Raw genomic sequence first — 18,340 nt, forward strand, 5'->3', positions numbered from 1 at the left:
GAGATAATGGAAGAGCACTCCTATTATGAAAAGAGGTCGATCACAATATGAAATACTACCGACTCGGTGGCAGTGGATTGAAGGTATCAGCATTGGGATTAGGCACGAACTCATTCGGAGGGCGTGCGGATGAGCAAACGTCTGTAAACATCATTCATACCGCAATCGAAAACGGGATTACCTTTATTGATACGGCAAATATTTACACGCAAACAGAATCGGAGCGAATCATCGGGCTGGCATTGGAAGGGAAGCGGCACGAGGTCGTTTTGGCGACGAAGGCTGGTTTGGTAAAAGGCGAAGGACCGAATCAGAGAGGCTCATCGCGTTATCACCTGATGCTGGAGCTGGAGAACAGCTTGAAGCGCTTGCGCACCGATTATGTGGACTTATATCAAATTCATACGTTTGATCCAGAGACGCCTTTGGAGGAAACACTCCGCGCACTAGATGACATGGTTCGGTCCGGGAAGGTGCGTTACATCGGGGCTTCCAACTATGCGGCCTGGGAATTGATGAAGGCAATCGGTATTAGTCAGCGGGAAGGGCTGAATCGTTACGTATCAACGCAGGTCAGCTACTCGCTTGCAGATCGGATGCCCGAGCGTGAACTCGTACCGCTTTGTCTTGACCAGGGGGTGGGGATCATTCCGTACTTCCCGCTCGCTGGCGGAATTTTAACAGGAAAATATACCTCCGCAGAACAGGCTCCGGCTGGTTCGCGTGCGGACAAGGAGCCGCGTTTCGTCCGGTTGCTGAGCGAAGACAAGCTGGAGTTTGGTCGCAAAATCAGTCAGGTAGCGGCGGAGATAGGCGTATCCCCCAGTGTGCTGTCCCTGGCTTGGCTCATGCACAAGCCGGCTGTCTCTTCGGTGATCGTGGGCGCGACCAGTGTAGGGCAGCTTACGGATAATTTGCAAAGTGCAGCTTTGACGTTGGATGAAGCGACATTGGCAGAGCTGGATCGATTGAGTGACATATACCGAAACGGGGAACCGTTTGCCGAATATCGTTTGCCGTAAACAATGGTGGTAGTTGTAGACTAACATTCCTGCTACTACTAACAAGATGCCTGGATATCCCCCCTCATCGCGTGAGGATTTTAAGAAAAAAACCAGTCTGCTAGCACTGTGAGCCGCAGACTGGTTTTTTGTGATTACGTCGATTGTATTACTCAGCAGCCATGCTGCTTTCTTTCAAGATAACGTCATGTGCGCCGCCTTCTACCAAGCTGGTAGCAGAGATAACGGTGATTCGCGCTTTTTGTTGAAGCTCGGAGATGGAGAGAGACCCGCAATTGCACATGGTCGATTTGATTTTGCTCAAGGTGCGATCCATGTTCTCGCGCAGGCTTCCCGCATATGGTACATAGGAGTCTACGCCTTCTTCAAAGACGAGACTGCTTTTGCCGCCAGTGTCATAGCGTTGCCAGTTGCGAGCGCGGTTGGAGCCTTCTCCCCAGTATTCTTTCACGAAGTTGTTGCCGATCTTCACTTTTTTGGTCGGGCTTTCGTCGAAGCGAGCGAAGTAACGGCCCAGCATGACAAAGTCTGCACCCATAGCCAAAGCCAGTGTCACGTGGTAGTCATGTACGATTCCGCCGTCGGAGCAGAGCGGAACGTAAATGCCTGTTTCCTTGAAGTACTCGTCGCGAGCTGCTGCCACTTCAATGAGGGAAGAGGCTTGGCCGCGTCCGATTCCTTTTTGTTCGCGGGTAATGCAGATGGAGCCGCCGCCAATCCCTACTTTTATGAAATCTGCGCCTGATTCCACGAGGTAGCGGAAGCCTTCCTTATCGACGACGTTACCTGCACCGATCGGAACATTGAAGTTTTCTTTTACATATTGAACCGTCTCGCGTTGCCATTCGCTGAAGCCGTCGGAGGAGTCGATGACCAAAATATCAACGCCTGCTTCCACCAACGCAGGGACGCGCTCCTTGTAGTCTTTTGTATTGATACCGGCACCAACGATATAGCTCTTGTTCGCATCCAAAAGGGACAGCGGATTGTTTTTGCGGGAATCGTAGTCCTTGCGGAAAACGAGGAAGTCGAGATTTTGATTTTCGTCCACGATTGGCAAGCAGTTGAGCTTGTGCTCCCAGATCAGGTCATTGGCTTCGGAGAGCGAGATGCCAGATTTGCCATAGATCAGCTTTGAGAATGGCGTCATGATATCGCTGACGAGTTTGTCCTGAGAGTCACGGCTGATGCGATAATCGCGACCTGTTACGATTCCGAGCAGCTTGCCTTTTGCCGTACCATCTTCCGTAATGGCAACGGTGGAGTGGCCTGTCGCCTCTTTCAATTCCAAAATGTCTTTCAGCGTATGGCTTGGTGTCAGGTTGGAACGGCTCACGACGAAACCAGCCTTGTAGCCCTTTGCTTTGCGAACCATGGTTGCCTGGCTCTCGATGGACTGGGAGCCAAAAATAAACGAAATACCGCCACATCTAGCCAATGCGACCGCCATATGATGGTCGGAAACTGCTTGCATGACTGCGGATGAGAACGGTATGTTTAGTGAGATGGCAGGCTTTTCACCTTTTTTATACTTGGTAATCGGAGTGGATAAGTCCACATTGTTCGGAGTGCATTCTTTTGTGGTGAGATTTGGCAACAACAAAAACTCATTAAACGTTCGAGATGGTTCTGTGTAATAAAAAGCCACGATTCTCTCCTCCTAGGTGAAGTTGGTCTCGATTTTTTGAACTGCCTCTTTAATAGAGAAATTTTTACCATGTTAACCGTGAAGTACGACAACGTCAATAGGGAATTGTTAGAAGGAGTGATTTCTTTGCTAAAATTGCGAACAGGTCATGAACAACGCCAGCTTTTGGAACAAATTTCGTTAGAAGATTCGTACATTTTATACAGAAATATGTATTTGCGAACGGACAGGAGCGTCGTTGTAACGGACAGCGCCCAAAAAGAATTAATTGCCATCGGGTCTTACTTAAAAGGGATGCCTTTTCACGCGTTTTCTCTTCATGTGGTAGAGGGGGAGGAAAATTACGAAGTGGAGCCGATGCTCTCCTATCTAAAAGAAGTGCTAGATGGCAGCCTGCCAGATGGACAAAAGGGCGTGCTTGCATTAGCAGAGCCTCTCCTTACGCGCGTACAGATTCCGAATATACTCGCCACACGTACCATGTATTTGATGAAACTAACCGATCCTGAGCGTCTTTTACCGGTGGGAGAATCACGAATACTGGAGTTATCCGAAGCACAAATCGTGGAGAATATGGCGGCAGAGCTTGGCATGATTAGTTTTCGAGCAGAGGAAGTAGCAGAAATGCCACACATTGCACTCTTTTCGGAAGGAAGAGAACCGATGGCTGTAGCAGGCTTTCATGTCTATGACGAAGCCTACGTAGAAATCGGGAACATTGGAACATCTGTTTATCATCGGCAAAAAGGGTTGGGTACGCAAATCAGCTCAGATATTTCCCGGATAGGCTTGGCGAAGTCTGCGAATGTTTATTTGATGGTTTTTGCCGATAATCCTACGGCGGTACACGTGTATGAGAAGCTCGGTTTTGTCACGGTATCTTCTTACGCTTTTATTGAATTTCTCTTTTAAAATAGAAAAAGAGAGGACAAGTGTCCCCTCCTGTCAATTCAATCGGCCTTTGAACTCAACGGGTACGATCATTGTAAAGCAAGGTCCATCTGGATCGTTGCGGGCATCAATCGTCCCTTTATGTGCTTCCAAGACGGCACGTGCAATAGCGAGTCCAAGCCCATGCTTGCCCGACTTTCCTTTGCGGAAACGCTGGAACAAATTCGGCAGCAGCGCCTCCTCAATAAGTGGCCCATCATTGGAAATCGCGACGACTACGCTTTTTCCCGCGTGTCTACCTGTGATGGTAAGTCGGCTTTTGGCGTAGCGCAATTGATTTTCCATGATATTGACAAACGCAGTGCTCAATTGCTCGCCGTCTCCCTCCACGATCAAGTCGGCTGCCAGATTTAACTCCCACTCGATTTGCGGATTGAGCACGGATAGCCGCTGCTTCAACAGGTGCATCATCTCTGACAGGTCGACGCGGTCGACTTGCATCATTTGAGAGACAGACTCGATCTTCGTGATGTACAAGAGCTGTCCGACGACCTTTTCGAGGCGCTTGCTCTCTTCCATGATGATGGAAAGCCCTTTTTCAGCCTGAGGGCCCTGGAAAACGCCTTCGATGAGCCCTTGTGTGTATCCTTGAATCGCCATGATCGGTGTTTTGAGCTCATGGGAAATATTTTGGACAAAATGTTGCTGTGACTCGTCGTATTCCTTCAGTTGGTTTTTCATCATATCGAATGAGCGGGCGAGCTGACCGATCTCATCTCCGCGATCCATCGCAAGCGGGATATCGAATTGACGACGAGCGATTTTTTTGCACAGCTCTTCAAGTGTACGCAAAGGTCTGCTCAAATACCCGCTAAACCACACGGCCAACAACCAGCTTACGAGCAGTAGCAGACCAAACACGAGCAAAAACTGACGAGTCAGGATCGAATTAATCTGGTTGAGCTCCTGTTCCTTGGAGAAGAGCACCATGTAGTAGGGGAAGCCATGGTAATCCATTTTTTTGCTGACGAACAAATAGCTCTCGGCTCCACGATCCAGCGAACCATGCTGGAGCTTGTTGCTTGGGTATGTGGCTGCTTTTAGGAACAGCTCCTTGGAATCCTCATACGGAATACGGCCATTGCTATTGCTTCGGCGCCCCAGCTCTTGACCGTTTTCAGCATAGACGATCATATCAAATGAGTACTCATAACGTTGGAGCAAGAGCTGTAAAAAGTAAGGGGCCGCAGCCGGAACAGGCAGCAGCTCATTATGCTCGTTAAAGGAGATATGCTGAGATAAGGTGTAAAACTCTTCTTCCAAGAGCGAGTAAGTGTTGGAGACCAGATACTGTTTGACAGCCATCGGATAACCGATGCCAAGGCCAACCCCGAGGACGCTTGTCAGGATCATGAACAAAATGAGGATTTGCCTTGATATCGGCAGATTTTTCAGCCGGAATTTGCTCATATACGCGTCATTCGGTAGCCGAAGCCATAGACCGTCTCCAATGGAAACTTGGGCATTTTCTTGCGGATGCGCTTCACCAAGTCATCGACAGCTCTGTCTGAGCCGATGTAGTCTTCTCCCCAGATGGAGGTCAGAATTTGCTCGCGATTCAAGGCCAAGCCTTGATTGTGCAAAAGGTAGACGATGAGCTCGAATTCTTTTGTGGTTAAATCAATGAGTTCGTCGCCTTCTTTTACTTGTCTGCCTTTTTCTGAGATCATATAAGGATCAACTGTTACCCAATCTTGGAAAGTTTGGGTAGAGGAAGCAGTAGCACCGGGCTTCTCATAAGTGCGCTGTAGCAGCTTTTTCGCACGGATGACCAGTTCGCGAGGGAGAAAAGGCTTCGCCAAATAGTCGTCGCTGCCCAGTTCCAATCCGATGATTTTATCGACATCCTGATCGCGAGCGGAGATGAAGATGATCGGGACATTCGACTTTTCGCGGATAAGACGCAAGAGCTCATAGCCGTCGATGTCAGGCATCATGATATCCAATATCCACAAATGCGGCTGTGTTTCTTCATCAAGTAACGGCAAGACGTCCTTGCCATTAGAAAACGCTTTCACCTGCAATCCAGCACTTTGCAAATACGATTGCAAGAGCTCCAACAGGTTCGTTTCATCGTCCACCAGATAGACGAGGTAGGGGGTATTCATAGATTGTGGCCTCGCTTTGCATCTGTTTTATATCAGTATTGTAGCATAGCCAAAAACAAGATGTGTGGCACGGACGTATGAGAATCGTGGAAAACGTGTGGAAGCAGGATTCCCCTGTATCGTTCTGGAAAAAGAAACAGGGAAAAAAAGACAACGAGAGATCGAAAGGAGCGATTCATATGAAACGAACAGTCAAATCGTCTCTCATGGTACTAGCCTTCATGCTCGTAACAACCGCTTGCGGACAAAAGCCGGTGGACACCCAACCTAGTCCGCAGATACCTGATCCGATTGTGCAAACGCCACCGGAAACGAATCAGCCCATCGAGTATGCGTATAGGGCACCGATGACAGGACTTGGCAGTCACGAAAACCTGGGGAGCAAACGACCCATCATGGTGATGATCAACAATGCTCCGCCCGCCCGTCCACAAACAGGCATCAACAAAGCAGACATGATTTATGAGGTACTGTCCGAAGGGGAAATGACCCGCTTTCTTGCGATATTCCAAAGCCAAAAACCGGAAGTAATCGGACCTGTCCGCAGTATCCGCCCTTATTTTATCCAGATCGGGACTGGTTTTGATGCGGTCCTCGTTCACGCGGGAGGCAGTCCGGATGCACTGGAAACCTTGGCGCGAAAAGACCTCAGTCATCTGGATGAAATCCCGAACGGTCAATACTTTTGGAGAGAAAAGTTCCGCAAAATGCCACATAACCTGTACACCAAGCCAGAACTCTTGGAAAAAGCGATGCAGGATAAAGGGATGCGTCAAACGGCAGAGGTGCCTCACTTCACGTTCCTGCCGGAGGATGCCGAGGTCAAGGAAGGCGAGCCTGCTACACAGGTAGATCTGACTTTCCACTCATTGAATAAAGCTGCTTTTACATATGATGCCGAGCAAAAGAAATACATGCGCTTTACGGCAGGCAAGCCGCATTTGGACTTGAGTGACAAGAAACAGTTGTCCACGACCAATCTGTTGGTCATCTCTGCCAAACACCGCGTGCTGGATAAAGAAGGGCGTCTATCGGTCGATGTAATCGGTCCGGGAGACGGTTATATATTCCAGCAAGGAAAAGCACGCAAGATAAAATGGAAGCGAAGCAATGGAGTTATCCGTGCCTATGAGGACGCGGCTTTGACGCAAGAAGTACCGCTTTTGCCCGGAAATACATGGGTGTCCATATTGCCGAACTCACCGGGTCTGTCGAAGTCGCTCAAGTTCCAGTAAGGATTAGGGCTTGCGGATGAAGGCGGTTTCTTCTAAGATAATTGTTGAAGCTTTAGTGCTTAAAAATTGTACAGTGAGAAACCGCTCGAAAGACGGACTATATAACAGAGGTGACAGACATGCAATTGGAAAAATTAAAAGGAAAAGGGCTCGAGCAGTTGTTTGAAGCTGTTCTTTCCCTGGAAACGATGGAAGAGTGCTATCAATTTTTTGACGATTTGTGCACGGTGAACGAAATGCAGTCGCTCGCACAGCGTCTGGAAGTGGCGAGAATGCTCCGCAAGGGCTTTACTTACAATCAGATTGAAGCAGAAACCGGCGCAAGTACGGCGACCATTTCTCGCGTCAAACGCTGTTTGAACTATGGAAATGACGGATATCAGATGGCGCTTGAGCGGATCGGAAAATAGCTAGGAGGCAGGCAACGTTGATTGACTATCGTGGCTGGCGCCATACATTTAAACTAGACCCGGATAAAACAATCGATGACGAGGCCTTGGAGGCGATTTGCGAGTCCGGAACAGATGCGATCATTGTAGGCGGCACGTACGGTGTGACCTATGACAATACACTCGAATTGATGTCGCGATTGCGTCGTTATGCAGTACCGGCTGTCCTGGAGATTTCCTCGCTGGATGCGGTTGTGCCGGGATTTGATTCGTACTTGATCCCGCTCGTACTGAACGCTGGCGATCCAGACTGGATTTTTGCTCCGCATGTATCGGGGCTTCAAGCGTTTGGCTCTTATATTCATTGGGATGAGATCATTACAGAAGGATATATCATCGCCAATCCAGAAGCGGGCGTAGCACAACTGACGAAAGCACGTCCGATTGCGGATGCCTCGCAGGCCAAAGCGTATGCGCAGGTAGCGACGAACATTTGTCGTTTGCCGATTGTCTACATGGAGTACAGCGGTACATACGGCGATCCGGCAATCGTAAAGGCTGCCAAAGCAGGCGCTGGTGAAGCCCACCTCTTTTATGGCGGCGGGATTCGTAACCCTGAGCAAGCGGCAGAAATGGCTGCGATTGCAGATACGGTTGTTGTAGGGAATGTCATTTATGATGATCTCGCTGCTGCATTGGCTACCGTGAAGGCCGTTAAGGGAACAAGCAACTAAAAAGCCACCTCCCCAACTTATGATTGGGCGAGGTGGTTTTTCATGTTTGCTTTAGTTTTTCAAGGGAAGGGTTACGCTCCAGTCGACATCTTTGTTTTCTATCAATTGCTCTTTAATTGTAAAAGTCAGTTCTTTCGGGATAGCTTTCAGATCTTTCACCAAATCGAGTGGACCGCTCAAGACAATATTGCCTTTTGCATCTCTTGTGAGTGAGCCTTCGAAATAGCCGATGTATTTATTGCCATTTTCATCAACTGCTGCAAATTTATTTACGTCTGCAACGCCTGGTGCCAAGGTTGCATCCAGTTGCATCGTTGCATTCATTCTCTTCTCGTTCCGAATCGTTTCTTCTTTTACCGTAAAATTCGAGAAGGTGAACACGTTTCCATCATGTTCTGTTGTGACGGGCTTGTTTTTCATCTCATCAATGGACAGCTTTTGCTCAAAGTCTGCGGGAGTGGTTTGATAGGTCGCTCCCACTCTAAAGGTCAGGTCTTTATCCGTTGGCAAGGAGTGAAATGTGAGAAAGTTAACGATTTTGCCTGTAGGTGAGTCATCGACAATACGGACATCATAGTTTCTGGCTACATTTTTGTAATATGGCTGCGGGTACCTCTCCTTGTTCCCTCGGTCCATTTCGCTCCATTTCGCAAGCACCTCTCCCGTATCATCCACAATTTCATAGGTAAGATCCTGAGAGGTATACTCTGCCAAGGTGTTCTCGATGACGAATTCCATCTGGCCTGGTGTCACCATGACTTGTTTGAGATCAATCAATTCGCCATTTGGAGCAGTGTATTGTTTATGGATGGGAACAATTTTTGTGTCTTTTTTCGCTTTGGAAATGTCAATCGGAAAGGTAACCTTCCATTTTCCGTCAAGGCCTTCGACATCCTTGATCACAAGATCGATGATCAATTCATCTGGAATCTCGCTCGTATCACTAAAAAACGTTTGGATGGGACGACTGAGCATAACTAGCTCGCTCTGTCCTTTTACTGATATCAAATCATTATGCCCGTTTTGAAATTCCTCATCGTAGTTTGTATACGTCTTGCCATCCTTATCTGTTATTTTCAATTCATAGGATGTACCTTCGTCCTGCAAAACACGAGAGAACAGATCCTCAATTGGTTTTCCATTCTGATCCTTGATGGTAAATAGAATTCTGACATCCCTTGAGTCCGCCATGACTTCTTTTACTTCAAGGGTCATTCCATTATCGACAGCTTTCAGATCCACTTTTTTGTTATAGCCTTCTTGAAGGCCACGTTGGATGAGGAGGTTTGTGGAGGCTAGTGTTTCAAAAAGGCTGCTCTCTTGCGTCTGCTTCATCTGAGGTTTGATGGTAGAGGCATACAAACCATGTACATATGTTGCAAAAGAAGGCGAGGTAAGTGTTCCAAAATAGACGACTGCTGCTATTCCTGCTACGGCGATCGTTGCTTTTTTCACGATATCCAGACTCCTTTTTTTCCAATTGATTTTTTTTTGTAATTTTTGTCTTTCTGATCGTTTCAGAACGTGTATAGGGTAAGGGGGAAGATTCGCCATGATGTCATGAATGACTGTTTCGGACGGTTCGGCTGTCGCCAGTGATTCTTCCGGGTCCTCCAGCTCATCCAGCTCCTGCTTCAACTTACGCTGGCAATGACGGCATTCTTCCAAATGGGCGGCCATGACCTCGGCTTCCTCTGGCTCAAGAAGGTCGTATAGATACAAAGCAATTTGCCCTTTATCTAAGCATTTCATAGATGAAAGTCCCCCCTTTGCCCTGCATGCCCGATTGCTTCCCTGAGCTTGTCTTTTCCACGAGACAGGCGCGTCCGCACAGTACTCGACGGAATCGACAGCCGATGGCTGATTTCCTCACAACTCAATGATTCGAAGTAGCGCATTTCGAGGACGATCCGATACTTTTCTTCGACGGACATCATCCTTTGACGCAACAGGCGCTGACCCTCCTTATTCAGAAAGGCAACCTCCGGTGTATGGCTATCCACTGGTTCTATCTCTTCGCTGGCGGTGAGCTGCTGCTTTCGCTTGCGTTTACGCAGCTCGTCCAGACAGTGGTTGGCTGCTATCCGGTACAACCATGCAGAAAAATCGTAGTTTGTTTTATATTCTGGTAAATGGTAGTACGTCTTGATGAAAATTTCCTGCACGATATCTTGGGCATCTGGTGTGTGTCCCAGCATTTTACGAAGAATGGAACTTACTTTTCCGTGGTATCTGGAAATGATCTCGGAGTAGGAGTCTTTGTTTCCTTGCAAGACCCGCCCGATGATCACTCGATCTTCCTCCATTTGTGCTCCCCCTAGGCAAAAAAGGCTCGCTGCGCAGCTTTTCCTTTTTTGATCAAACAAAAGTGATCTTGGTGAAATTTTCCTATTACATACTAGTACTACGAATCCCAAAAGGAAAGCGTCCCAAAATCAGGGCGATTTTCCAAAAACGATATAAATCTTTTCCAAAAAGAAGGAACTTTAAGAATTTTAATAGAAAATGGAAGGAAAATCCTATTGCGTACGAAATAAATAGTCAAATATTACCAAAATATATAATATTTTGCTAATATTTGTAGATTTCTGTAAATTCATGAAATATAATGAACTTGTCTTCATTTTCGATCATAGAGAGGAGGAACTATCCATGAAAATCCAAGCGAAAAAAGTTGAAAGCGTTCGCACTACTGCAGTAGCAGCTTAATTCTCTTAAGAAAAGGGGGAGTAGCACACGAGCTATTCCCTTTTTTCATCTAAAATGAGCCGGGTTAGCGAACCCCACCATTGGGAGGAGTTTTATGGAACGTCGTCCTTTATTTAAACCAGTGCATCCCGTCTATGAAGTGACAGAGAAGATGATCCGCTTGGGGGAGGCTCCTGGCTATACCTTCGAATTGGAAGACGAGAATGGGTCCATCCGCAAGATGATCAAACTGATGGATGGCACTCGTACTGTCGGTGACATACATACATTATTGGTTGTCGATTACCCTGAAATTACGTATGAAGAAATATCGGAAGCAGTGGAATCACTGAGTGGCTTGGGCTTCCTGATGGATCAGGCGAAGGAAGAGGCTTCCGTCCTGACTTCGGAACAAAAGGAAAGATATAAAGCGAATATCCGCTACTTCTCCTTGTTTACCGATCTCAATCAAAGTCCAAGCGAGCTACAGGAACAGGTAAGTAGAAAAAAAGTGACGATCTTAGGGATGGGTGCCTTTGGCTCTACGCTACTGGTCAATCTGGTAGGAGCCGGAATCCAGCATATCAAGCTCGTGGATTTTGATAGAGTAGAGCTCAGCAATTTGAACAGGCAAATGGTCTTTAACGAGCGTGATATTGGTCGCTTGAAGGTGGAAGCGGCACGTGATTTCATCGGAAGGCTTCATTCTGAGGTATTGATTGAAACGGAGACGATGCAAATCAAGTCCAGTGAAGACGTGGAGCGGGTTATTGCCGGTAGTGACCTCGTGATGCTTGCAGCCGATCAGCCCTTTTTCTTTTTGCAGAGATGGGTGAATCATGCCTGCACCAAGCTGCAAATCCCGTTCATTGCTGGTGGATTCAACCTCATCGAAGGACAGTTCTTCATGGTAGAACCGGGCAAGACAGGCTGTATCGACTGCATGCATTTGCATCGTTCTAGACAGATTGAGGACTATCCGCAGTTGATCCAAAGGCTGCTCGATACCAACTTTATTCTGCCTACCGCCACCATTGCGCCTAACACCATGATGATTACGGGAATGATGGCTTCCGATGCAATCAGGTATTTGACAGGAATTGCTCCGGTACAATCTGCGGGCAAATTTATCATTTTCGATTTCAACACGTTGGAAAAGAGCGTGTTTTTTGAGTGGGAGCGAAATGAAGCCGAATGCCCGACTTGCGGAGGTGGCAGCGGAGCGGAGCCGATTTTTCATATCAAGAGAAGTGAAGTGCTCGCAAAGTAAAGAGTCGTTCCTGTAAGAGAGGAAGGTGTCTGTCAATTGAATATCTCGGGAGATAGCATTCTCAAGATGCACCCGCTTGCGCGACGGGCGGAAAACGAGGAAGAGATCCTCATTGGGCGAACAGATATCAGCAATTTCATTGTGCTTCCGGCCATTGGTGTCGAGATCATCGATATGCTGGATGAAGGGAAGAGCATCAATGAAGTCGCGACGATCATGGAAGAACAGTTGGGCGAACCGGTAGATGTGCTTGACTTTGCTCAGGATTTAATTGCTTCCTATCAATTTGTGTATATGGCAGATGGAGAAGTTGTCAACGAACCAGTACCAGTAGTGGATCATTTCTCTTGGATCAAGCAGGGTACGGGTCAGTTTTTCTTTAACCGTGTTGCCTTTGGATTATACGGTATCTTATTTGTCACAGGTCTTTTGATTTGTGTGTTTACGGGCAAGTATATCCCGGTCTATTCCGATATTTTTGTTTCTTCTTCCGTGACGGTTTCGGTAGTGGTTTCTTTTTTGGCCACGTGGGTTTTTCTGTTTTTCCATGAGATGGCCCACTTGATGGCGGCTCGATCATTGGGGATCGGTAGTCGTATCGGTCTGGGGCATCGACTTGTTTTTGCCGTAGCAGAGACGAACATGTCCAATATTGTTCTCGTTGAGCCACAGCGCAGATACAGGGCGTTTTTGGCGGGAATGTCCTGGGATGCGATGTTTATGGGAATCGGTGTGATTCTGTTGTTTGCCAATGATCAAGGCTGGTTGACGCTTGTGCCCTTCATGGAAGCATTCATTCGTATGCTGAATGTGATCCTGCTCATGGCTTTGGCCTTTCAGTTCATGGTTTTCATGCAGACCGACTTGTATTACGTGTTGGCAACCAAGTTCCAATGCTCCAATCTGATGGTGAATACACGCCTGTTTCTAAAAGCGAAATTCCGTTCCTTGACGCAGGATGAGCAGGAGGAATGGGAGTACGTAGCCGACCATGAGAAAAGAGTCATCCGCTGGTATAGCTGGGTCTACTTGATTGGATCGGTGTGGGGAATCTGGTTCTTTGTCCAGTATCAGCTACGCATGGCGGTTGATTTCATTTGGATTATCGCCGACGATATGAAAAACGCTCCGCTTCACTCGTGGGAGTTTTGGGACGGCATCCTGTTGATCCTGTTGGTTCTGGTTCCGTTTCTCATATTAGGCTGGTCGTGGATGAGAGCCTATCGACAACAGAGAAGCGAAAGAGAGCGAGCAAAATCCTTGCAGGGCACATAATTTGCGTCTTCACCTTGCCAAGCTGTCCTGTTACGCTAGGGGGAAGAGAGATACCGAGGCAAAGGAAGTGCTCACATGAACCCGATGATCCAAAATATTATTCATCTGCGAAAAGAGGGGCATCTGGACGAAGCGATCCAGCTTGCCCTTCAGCTCGTTAGCCAATCCCCGACTGATCCTGTCGCCCATTATCAATGTGCGTGGTGCCACGACGCAGCCGGAATGGAGAAGGAAGCCGTTCCCTTTTACGAAAAAGCGATTGAGCTCGGACTGTCTGTCGAAGAAGACCTGCAAGGGGCATTACTCGGTCTGGGCAGTACGTATCGCACGCTGGGACAATACGAGCAGGCAGCAGCTACGCTCGCGAAGGGGATGCAGCAGTTCCCCGATGATCGTTCTTTTCCGATTTTTCTTTCCATGGCGTATTACAATCTTGGGAAGCACCACGCAGCCATGAATCTCCTCCTGAAAAACCTCGCAGAAACCTCAAGCGATCCTACGATTTTGGCCTATCAAAAAGCGATTCTGTTCTATGCAGATGACCTGAATAAGACGTGGTAGCGCCATACCTTTCCATTTGCAGGAAAACAGTCGCCTCCCGTTGTACAAGTACAACAGCGGGAGGTGCCTATGTATAAGCTGATATTGGTAGATGACGAAGAAGATGTAAGAGAAGGGGTTAGCCAAGAAATTGACTGGCATAGCCACGGATACGAGGTGGTTGCCAAAGCAGAAAACGGCAGAGAGGCATTGGAACTGGTAGAGAGGCTGCGACCGGACGTCGTCGTCACCGACATCAAGATGCCCTTTATGAACGGACTTCAGTTGGCAGAGTCCATCGGGCGCGAGTTCCCTGCCATTCGTATCATTATCCTGACTGGGTTTGATGAGTTCGAGTACGCGCAAAAGGCCGTGAAGCTGCAAATTGATGAATATGTACTTAAGCCGTTTTCCACGAGCGAACTGATGGAAGCACTGGATAAGGTCAAGAGACGGATGGATGAAGAGGCGGCCCATCGGGAAAACGTTCAGTTACTGCGCGATAGCTATCGAAAAAGCTTGCCGGTTTTGCGGGAGGTTTTTTTATCATCTTTGCTGAGTCGTCAGCTCGTACAGAACGATGTTTTTTCAAAAGCATGCGAATACGGGATAGAGCTCAGGAGTCCCGAATATCTCGTGGCGGTCATCTGTGTAGACCAGCCCAAGCAGGAGGAGCAGCAGCTTTTTCTTTTCGCTGTGAAAAATATTGCAGAAGAGCAGTTGAACGTAGGAAAACAGGCGGGAATCGTTTTTCTCCATGAAGATCAGGTTGTACTGCTCATGCGAGCAAAAGTAGACGACACGCAGCGAATAGAAGTGCGAACACAAAATATCGCAGAAGAAATCAGGCGAACGATTGAAAAATATATGAGCATCACGGTAACGATCGGAATTGGCAACGTCGTGACCGATATAGCGGCACTCCCTTACTCGTATGAGGACGCCATGCAGGCACTCGATTACAAAAGCATCCTCGGCTGCAACAGGATGATTGTGATCCAAGATGTGGAAAAGCAAGCGAGTGAGCAAATACGCCTCGATGAGAGAAGGGAGCATGAATTGGTTCGGTGCATCAAAATGGGGACGAGTACGGAGCTTCGGAACGTGATTGATGAATTGTTTGATCAGGTGGAGGGTGTACCCGTATCCCTCGAGGACTACCGAATTTATTTGTTGGAGATTATGACGACCATTTTGAAGACTGCCCATCGTGCCGAAGTTGACATGGATCAACTGTTTGGCGGACAACGTTATCTGTTGCAGGTCATGACGACTTTTACCGGTATGGAGGATGCCCGAGAACAGATCACAGATATTTGTGAGCGCCTCATGGCGAGTATCGCAAGCGGACGGCAAACGACGTACAGGCGATTGATCACACAGGCATTGGACTACACCCACGCGCATTATCATTCTCCCGATATATCCATCCACAAGGTGTGCGAACATCTGCACATCAGCCTCGGTTATTTTAGCGGTATTTTCAAGAAAGAGACGAAAACCACCTTTGTGTCCTATCTCCTGTCATTGCGCATGGAAAAGGCCAAGGAGCTTTTGAGGACGACCGATTTGAAGTCCTTTGAAATCGCGGAGAAAGTCGGATATACCGATCCCAATTACTTTAGTTTCAGCTTTCGCAAGTATGCAGGTATGTCCGCCAAAGAGTACCGAAGTCAGAGCGAGCAGGAAGACTAACCGATGAAACGATTGCTCTCGGTGATCAAGGTCAAAGGCATTCAATTTATCATTACCACTTCCTTTACACTCGTGACGGTACTCGTCATGCTGTTTGTCGGGGTGATGCTGTACGGAAAATTTGCGCAGACGGCAGAGCAAAACGCCTATCTGCACACGCAGCAAATCCTGGAGCAGGTGAAATACAATCTGGACAGCTATTTGAATGGGATGACGCAAATTTTCGAACTCGTCGATGACAAGATCAGAAGAAGCAAGGGACTCACGGCAGACAAGCTGAGCGAACAGCTTGAGACCATCGTAGAAACGAGAAAGGATATCGTCTCCATTGCGGTTTTTACACGAGACGGAACGTTATTGGCCACAACTCCTTCCAAAATACTGAGGAGTAACACTCGTTTGACGGAACAGAGCTGGTTCCAGAAGGCGATCGAGGACCCGACGAACCTGTCCTTTTCGCTCCCGCATATCCAGAACTTGTTTAAAGGGGAGTACACCTGGGTCGTCTCGATGAGTCGGGAAATTCTTCTCCATGGACCTGATGGAGAAATTCCTGCCGTACTTTTAGTCGATGTGAATTTCAAGGAGATCGATGAGCTCTGTCAGAGAGTGGGCTTGGGGAAAAAGGGGTACGTCTACATCATCGATTTGGTCGGGAACATCGTCTACCATCCGCAGCAGCAGTTGATTTACGCCGGATTGAAAAATGAAAACCGTTCCTTGCCGCTGAAGCATTCTTACGGCAGCTATGTAGAAGAGACGCAGGATGAAACGCGTTTGATCACCATCAAGACGATTGATCAGCTAGGCTGGAAAATCATTGGGGTGTCCTACATGGACGAGATTGTGACGACCAAAAAAGAAATCAGTCGCTTCATTTTTTGGCTACTCATCTTTGTGATTGTTATTGTGTTGTTCGTACTGCACTATCTTTCTGCGAAAATATCACGACCGATCAAGCTGCTGGAGCGGTCCATGGAAAGGGTGGAGCAGGGAGACTTTTCGGAGAGTGAACCGATCCGGGGAAGCCATGAGGTCGAACAGCTTTCCTTGCGTTTTCATCTGATGGTCGCGAAGGTCAGGGAATTGATGCACCAGATCATTCGGGAACAGGAAGCCAAACGAAAAAGCGAGCTGGAGGTGCTACAGGCACAGATCAATCCGCATTTTCTATACAACACGTTGAACTCTGTGGTCAGAATGGTCGGCAACGGAAAAAACGAGGATGTCATCACCACGATTACTTCGTTGTCAAAACTGTTTCGGATTAGCCTGAGCAGAGGCAAGAACATTATCACGGTGCGAGAAGAGCTCGAGCATGTGCGTCATTATCTTATTATTCAAAAAATGAGGTACAAGCAAAAATTTGAGTACGAGATCGTGGTCGAGGATGAGGATGAGGATGAGGTGCTCAACTGTCTGACGCTGAAGTTGCTGCTTCAGCCGATTGTGGAAAACGCTATCTACCACGGGATTGAGCATTTGGCTGATCCGGGCCGGATTCGCATATTGGCAGCAATCATCGACGGCAAGGTGTTACTTCAGGTAAGCGACAATGGATTGGGCATGTCCCCTGATGTTCTCGCACAAGTAAAAGCTGGCTTTTACAAAAGCGAAGAAGGCACGGGCGTTGGGATTCAAAATGTGCAGGAACGCATCCGCTTGACCTTCGGCGAACAGTACGGTTTGGAAATCGAGAGCGAACAGGAAGAGGGGACTGTTGTGCGTGTGTGGATTCCGCGCCAGGTTGCAGAGGAGCGAGATCGTTTATGAGGACAGCAGCGGTAAAACGTTTGAGCGTATACGGGTTGGTCGTTTTGGCAGCGGTGACGCTTTTTTACTCGTGCAGTGCTCCGCTTACGGATGGGGAAGTAGACAAGAAAAAGACAGTGGCGCTGATCGTCCGTATGAAGCACGGTGATTATTGGCGAACGGTCAAGCTCGGGGCGGAGATGGCTGCCAAGGAATATGAGCGTAACCTGAATTTTTACGCGCCGGACTATGAGGAGGATGCCAGTAGGCAAATGGAGCTGGTGCAGCAGGCAATCGCAGATGGCTCCGAGACAATCGTGGTGGCACCTAGTGACGATCGAGTTTTGCGAGAAGCCATCAAGCTGACAAGAGAGCGGGCCATCCCGATTCTTGTACTCGACACAGTCGGAAAAGATTCAGCCGTCAAAAGCTACATTGGGACAGATAACTACGATATGGGCATGAAGGCATTCGAAAAAATGGTGTACCTGATTGAAAAAAAGGGACAAATCGCATTGCTCGGCACAGATCGGGTAAAGACAAATGCCAAACGAAGAGAGCAGGGCGTCCTCGATTTGCTACCACGGGAAACGCAGATTGAACTGATTGCCAACGAAAATGTTCCCTTGGATAAAAAGCAGATCGGTGAGTGGACGCGCGAATTGATCCGCAAGCATCCGCAGGTGAAGGGAGTGATTGCACTCGATGCCAGTACTGCGATCGGTGTGGCCGAGGAAATGGAAAACTGCGGGCTGCGGGACAAAGTAAAGATTGTAGCAATCGACAGTCCGCCTGAAGTGCTGGAGTATTTGCAGGAAGGAATCATTTCCGCGACGATCATCCAGAAGCCGCTATCGATGGGATATCTCGGCGTCAAGTACGCAGTCGAAGCGAGCAACGGAGAAGCAGTGCCCAGTCTGGTCGACACGGGAACAAAAGTAATCGATAGGGAGAATATGTTCTGGTCGGAGAATCAAAAGCTCCTCTTCCCCTTCGTAAAATAAGCCACCGAAAAACAGGTGAGAATTTTGAT

16 protein-coding genes are annotated in these 18,340 nt (G+C 48.0%); 11 read left to right on the forward strand and 5 right to left on the reverse strand.

Going from position 1 to position 18,340, the window contains the following annotated elements:
• The first annotated feature begins 47 nt into the window (after positions 1-47).
• Positions 48-1,022: an aldo/keto reductase gene (locus tag AB432_RS03870; protein ID WP_048031116.1), complete on the forward strand. Its 975-nt coding sequence runs from the start codon at positions 48-50 to the stop codon at positions 1,020-1,022.
• A 148-nt stretch (positions 1,023-1,170) separates the two neighbouring features.
• Here AB432_RS03870 and AB432_RS03875 read toward each other — a convergent pair whose 3' ends face one another.
• The gene (locus tag AB432_RS03875) at positions 1,171-2,670 is read right to left on the reverse strand and encodes an IMP dehydrogenase (RefSeq protein WP_048031117.1); all 1,500 of its coding nucleotides are present in this window, start codon (positions 2,668-2,670) and stop codon (positions 1,171-1,173) included.
• Between the two features lie 117 nt (positions 2,671-2,787).
• On the opposite strand from AB432_RS03875, the gene AB432_RS03880 reads away from it, so the two are divergent.
• On the forward strand, positions 2,788-3,582 hold the full coding sequence (locus AB432_RS03880; RefSeq protein ID WP_235617722.1) for a GNAT family N-acetyltransferase: 795 nt from the start codon (positions 2,788-2,790) through the stop codon (positions 3,580-3,582).
• A 33-nt stretch (positions 3,583-3,615) separates the two neighbouring features.
• Here AB432_RS03880 and AB432_RS03885 read toward each other — a convergent pair whose 3' ends face one another.
• Together AB432_RS03885 and AB432_RS03890 are read right to left on the reverse strand one after the other, a co-directional pair.
• A complete protein-coding gene (locus AB432_RS03885; RefSeq protein ID WP_048031118.1) occupies positions 3,616-5,031 on the reverse strand; it encodes a sensor histidine kinase in 1,416 nt (471 codons plus the stop codon).
• Positions 5,028-5,729 carry a response regulator transcription factor gene (locus tag AB432_RS03890; protein ID WP_048031119.1) on the reverse strand — a complete coding sequence of 234 codons (702 nt, stop codon included), beginning with the start codon at positions 5,727-5,729 and terminating at the stop codon, positions 5,028-5,030. The genes AB432_RS03885 and AB432_RS03890 overlap by 4 nt, the downstream gene beginning before the upstream one ends.
• Before the next feature lie 179 nt (positions 5,730-5,908).
• Between AB432_RS03890 and AB432_RS03895 the strand changes: the two genes are divergently transcribed.
• The 3 genes from AB432_RS03895 (at position 5,909) to AB432_RS03905 (ending at position 8,087) form a co-directional block, all read left to right on the forward strand.
• Entirely contained in the window at positions 5,909-6,964 is a 1,056-nt protein-coding gene (locus tag AB432_RS03895; protein WP_048035684.1) for a DUF3048 domain-containing protein, read from the forward strand.
• A 119-nt stretch (positions 6,965-7,083) separates the two neighbouring features.
• The gene (locus AB432_RS03900) at positions 7,084-7,374 is read left to right on the forward strand and encodes a YerC/YecD family TrpR-related protein (RefSeq protein WP_007717484.1); all 291 of its coding nucleotides are present in this window, start codon (positions 7,084-7,086) and stop codon (positions 7,372-7,374) included.
• A gap of 17 nt (positions 7,375-7,391) precedes the next feature.
• Positions 7,392-8,087, forward strand: a complete 696-nt coding sequence (locus AB432_RS03905) for a heptaprenylglyceryl phosphate synthase (RefSeq protein ID WP_048031120.1) — start codon at positions 7,392-7,394, stop codon at positions 8,085-8,087.
• Positions 8,088-8,138: 51 nt separating this feature from the next.
• Here the strand turns inward: AB432_RS03905 and AB432_RS03910 are convergent, their stop codons facing one another.
• A complete protein-coding gene (locus AB432_RS03910) occupies positions 8,139-9,839 on the reverse strand; it encodes a DUF4179 domain-containing protein (protein WP_048031121.1) in 1,701 nt (566 codons plus the stop codon).
• Positions 9,836-10,393, reverse strand: coding sequence for an RNA polymerase sigma factor (locus tag AB432_RS03915; RefSeq protein ID WP_048031122.1), 558 nt, complete (start codon positions 10,391-10,393; stop codon positions 9,836-9,838). Before AB432_RS03915 ends, AB432_RS03910 begins: the two co-directional genes overlap by 4 nt.
• Before the next feature lie 497 nt (positions 10,394-10,890).
• On the opposite strand from AB432_RS03915, the gene AB432_RS03920 reads away from it, so the two are divergent.
• From AB432_RS03920 to AB432_RS03945, 6 genes are all read left to right on the forward strand, one after another.
• Positions 10,891-12,045 (forward strand): HesA/MoeB/ThiF family protein, encoded by a 1,155-nt coding sequence (locus AB432_RS03920; protein ID WP_048031123.1) that lies wholly within the window; start codon positions 10,891-10,893, stop codon positions 12,043-12,045.
• Positions 12,046-12,081: 36 nt separating this feature from the next.
• Entirely contained in the window at positions 12,082-13,320 is a 1,239-nt protein-coding gene (locus tag AB432_RS03925) for a membrane protein (RefSeq protein ID WP_048031124.1), read from the forward strand.
• 75 nt (positions 13,321-13,395) lie between these two features.
• A complete protein-coding gene (locus AB432_RS03930; protein ID WP_048031125.1) occupies positions 13,396-13,881 on the forward strand; it encodes a tetratricopeptide repeat protein in 486 nt (161 codons plus the stop codon).
• 69 nt (positions 13,882-13,950) lie between these two features.
• A complete protein-coding gene (locus tag AB432_RS03935) occupies positions 13,951-15,555 on the forward strand; it encodes a response regulator (protein ID WP_048031126.1) in 1,605 nt (534 codons plus the stop codon).
• A gap of 3 nt (positions 15,556-15,558) precedes the next feature.
• Positions 15,559-17,328, forward strand: a complete 1,770-nt coding sequence (locus AB432_RS03940) for a cache domain-containing sensor histidine kinase (protein ID WP_048031127.1) — start codon at positions 15,559-15,561, stop codon at positions 17,326-17,328.
• Positions 17,325-18,311 carry a substrate-binding domain-containing protein gene (locus tag AB432_RS03945; RefSeq protein ID WP_048031128.1) on the forward strand — a complete coding sequence of 329 codons (987 nt, stop codon included), beginning with the start codon at positions 17,325-17,327 and terminating at the stop codon, positions 18,309-18,311. The genes AB432_RS03940 and AB432_RS03945 overlap by 4 nt, the downstream gene beginning before the upstream one ends.
• Positions 18,312-18,340: the final 29 nt, after the last annotated feature.

Origin of the sequence: Brevibacillus brevis (assembly GCF_001039275.2) — a bacterium.
In the GTDB taxonomy this organism is placed as follows: domain Bacteria; phylum Bacillota; class Bacilli; order Brevibacillales; family Brevibacillaceae; genus Brevibacillus; species Brevibacillus brevis_C.

Coding starts and splice junctions, on each gene's coding strand:
- AB432_RS03870 (WP_048031116.1), top strand. CDS start 48: ATGAAATACTACCGACTCGGTGGCAGTGGATTGAAGGTATCAGCATTG.
- AB432_RS03885 (WP_048031118.1), bottom strand. CDS start 5,031: ATGAGCAAATTCCGGCTGAAAAATCTGCCGATATCAAGGCAAATCCTC.
- AB432_RS03890 (WP_048031119.1), bottom strand. CDS start 5,729: ATGAATACCCCCTACCTCGTCTATCTGGTGGACGATGAAACGAACCTG.
- AB432_RS03895 (WP_048035684.1), top strand. CDS start 5,909: ATGAAACGAACAGTCAAATCGTCTCTCATGGTACTAGCCTTCATGCTC.
- AB432_RS03900 (WP_007717484.1), top strand. CDS start 7,084: ATGCAATTGGAAAAATTAAAAGGAAAAGGGCTCGAGCAGTTGTTTGAA.
- AB432_RS03910 (WP_048031121.1), bottom strand. CDS start 9,839: ATGAAATGCTTAGATAAAGGGCAAATTGCTTTGTATCTATACGACCTT.
- AB432_RS03915 (WP_048031122.1), bottom strand. CDS start 10,393: ATGGAGGAAGATCGAGTGATCATCGGGCGGGTCTTGCAAGGAAACAAA.
- AB432_RS03920 (WP_048031123.1), top strand. CDS start 10,891: ATGGAACGTCGTCCTTTATTTAAACCAGTGCATCCCGTCTATGAAGTG.
- AB432_RS03930 (WP_048031125.1), top strand. CDS start 13,396: ATGAACCCGATGATCCAAAATATTATTCATCTGCGAAAAGAGGGGCAT.
- AB432_RS03935 (WP_048031126.1), top strand. CDS start 13,951: ATGTATAAGCTGATATTGGTAGATGACGAAGAAGATGTAAGAGAAGGG.
- AB432_RS03940 (WP_048031127.1), top strand. CDS start 15,559: ATGAAACGATTGCTCTCGGTGATCAAGGTCAAAGGCATTCAATTTATC.
- AB432_RS03945 (WP_048031128.1), top strand. CDS start 17,325: ATGAGGACAGCAGCGGTAAAACGTTTGAGCGTATACGGGTTGGTCGTT.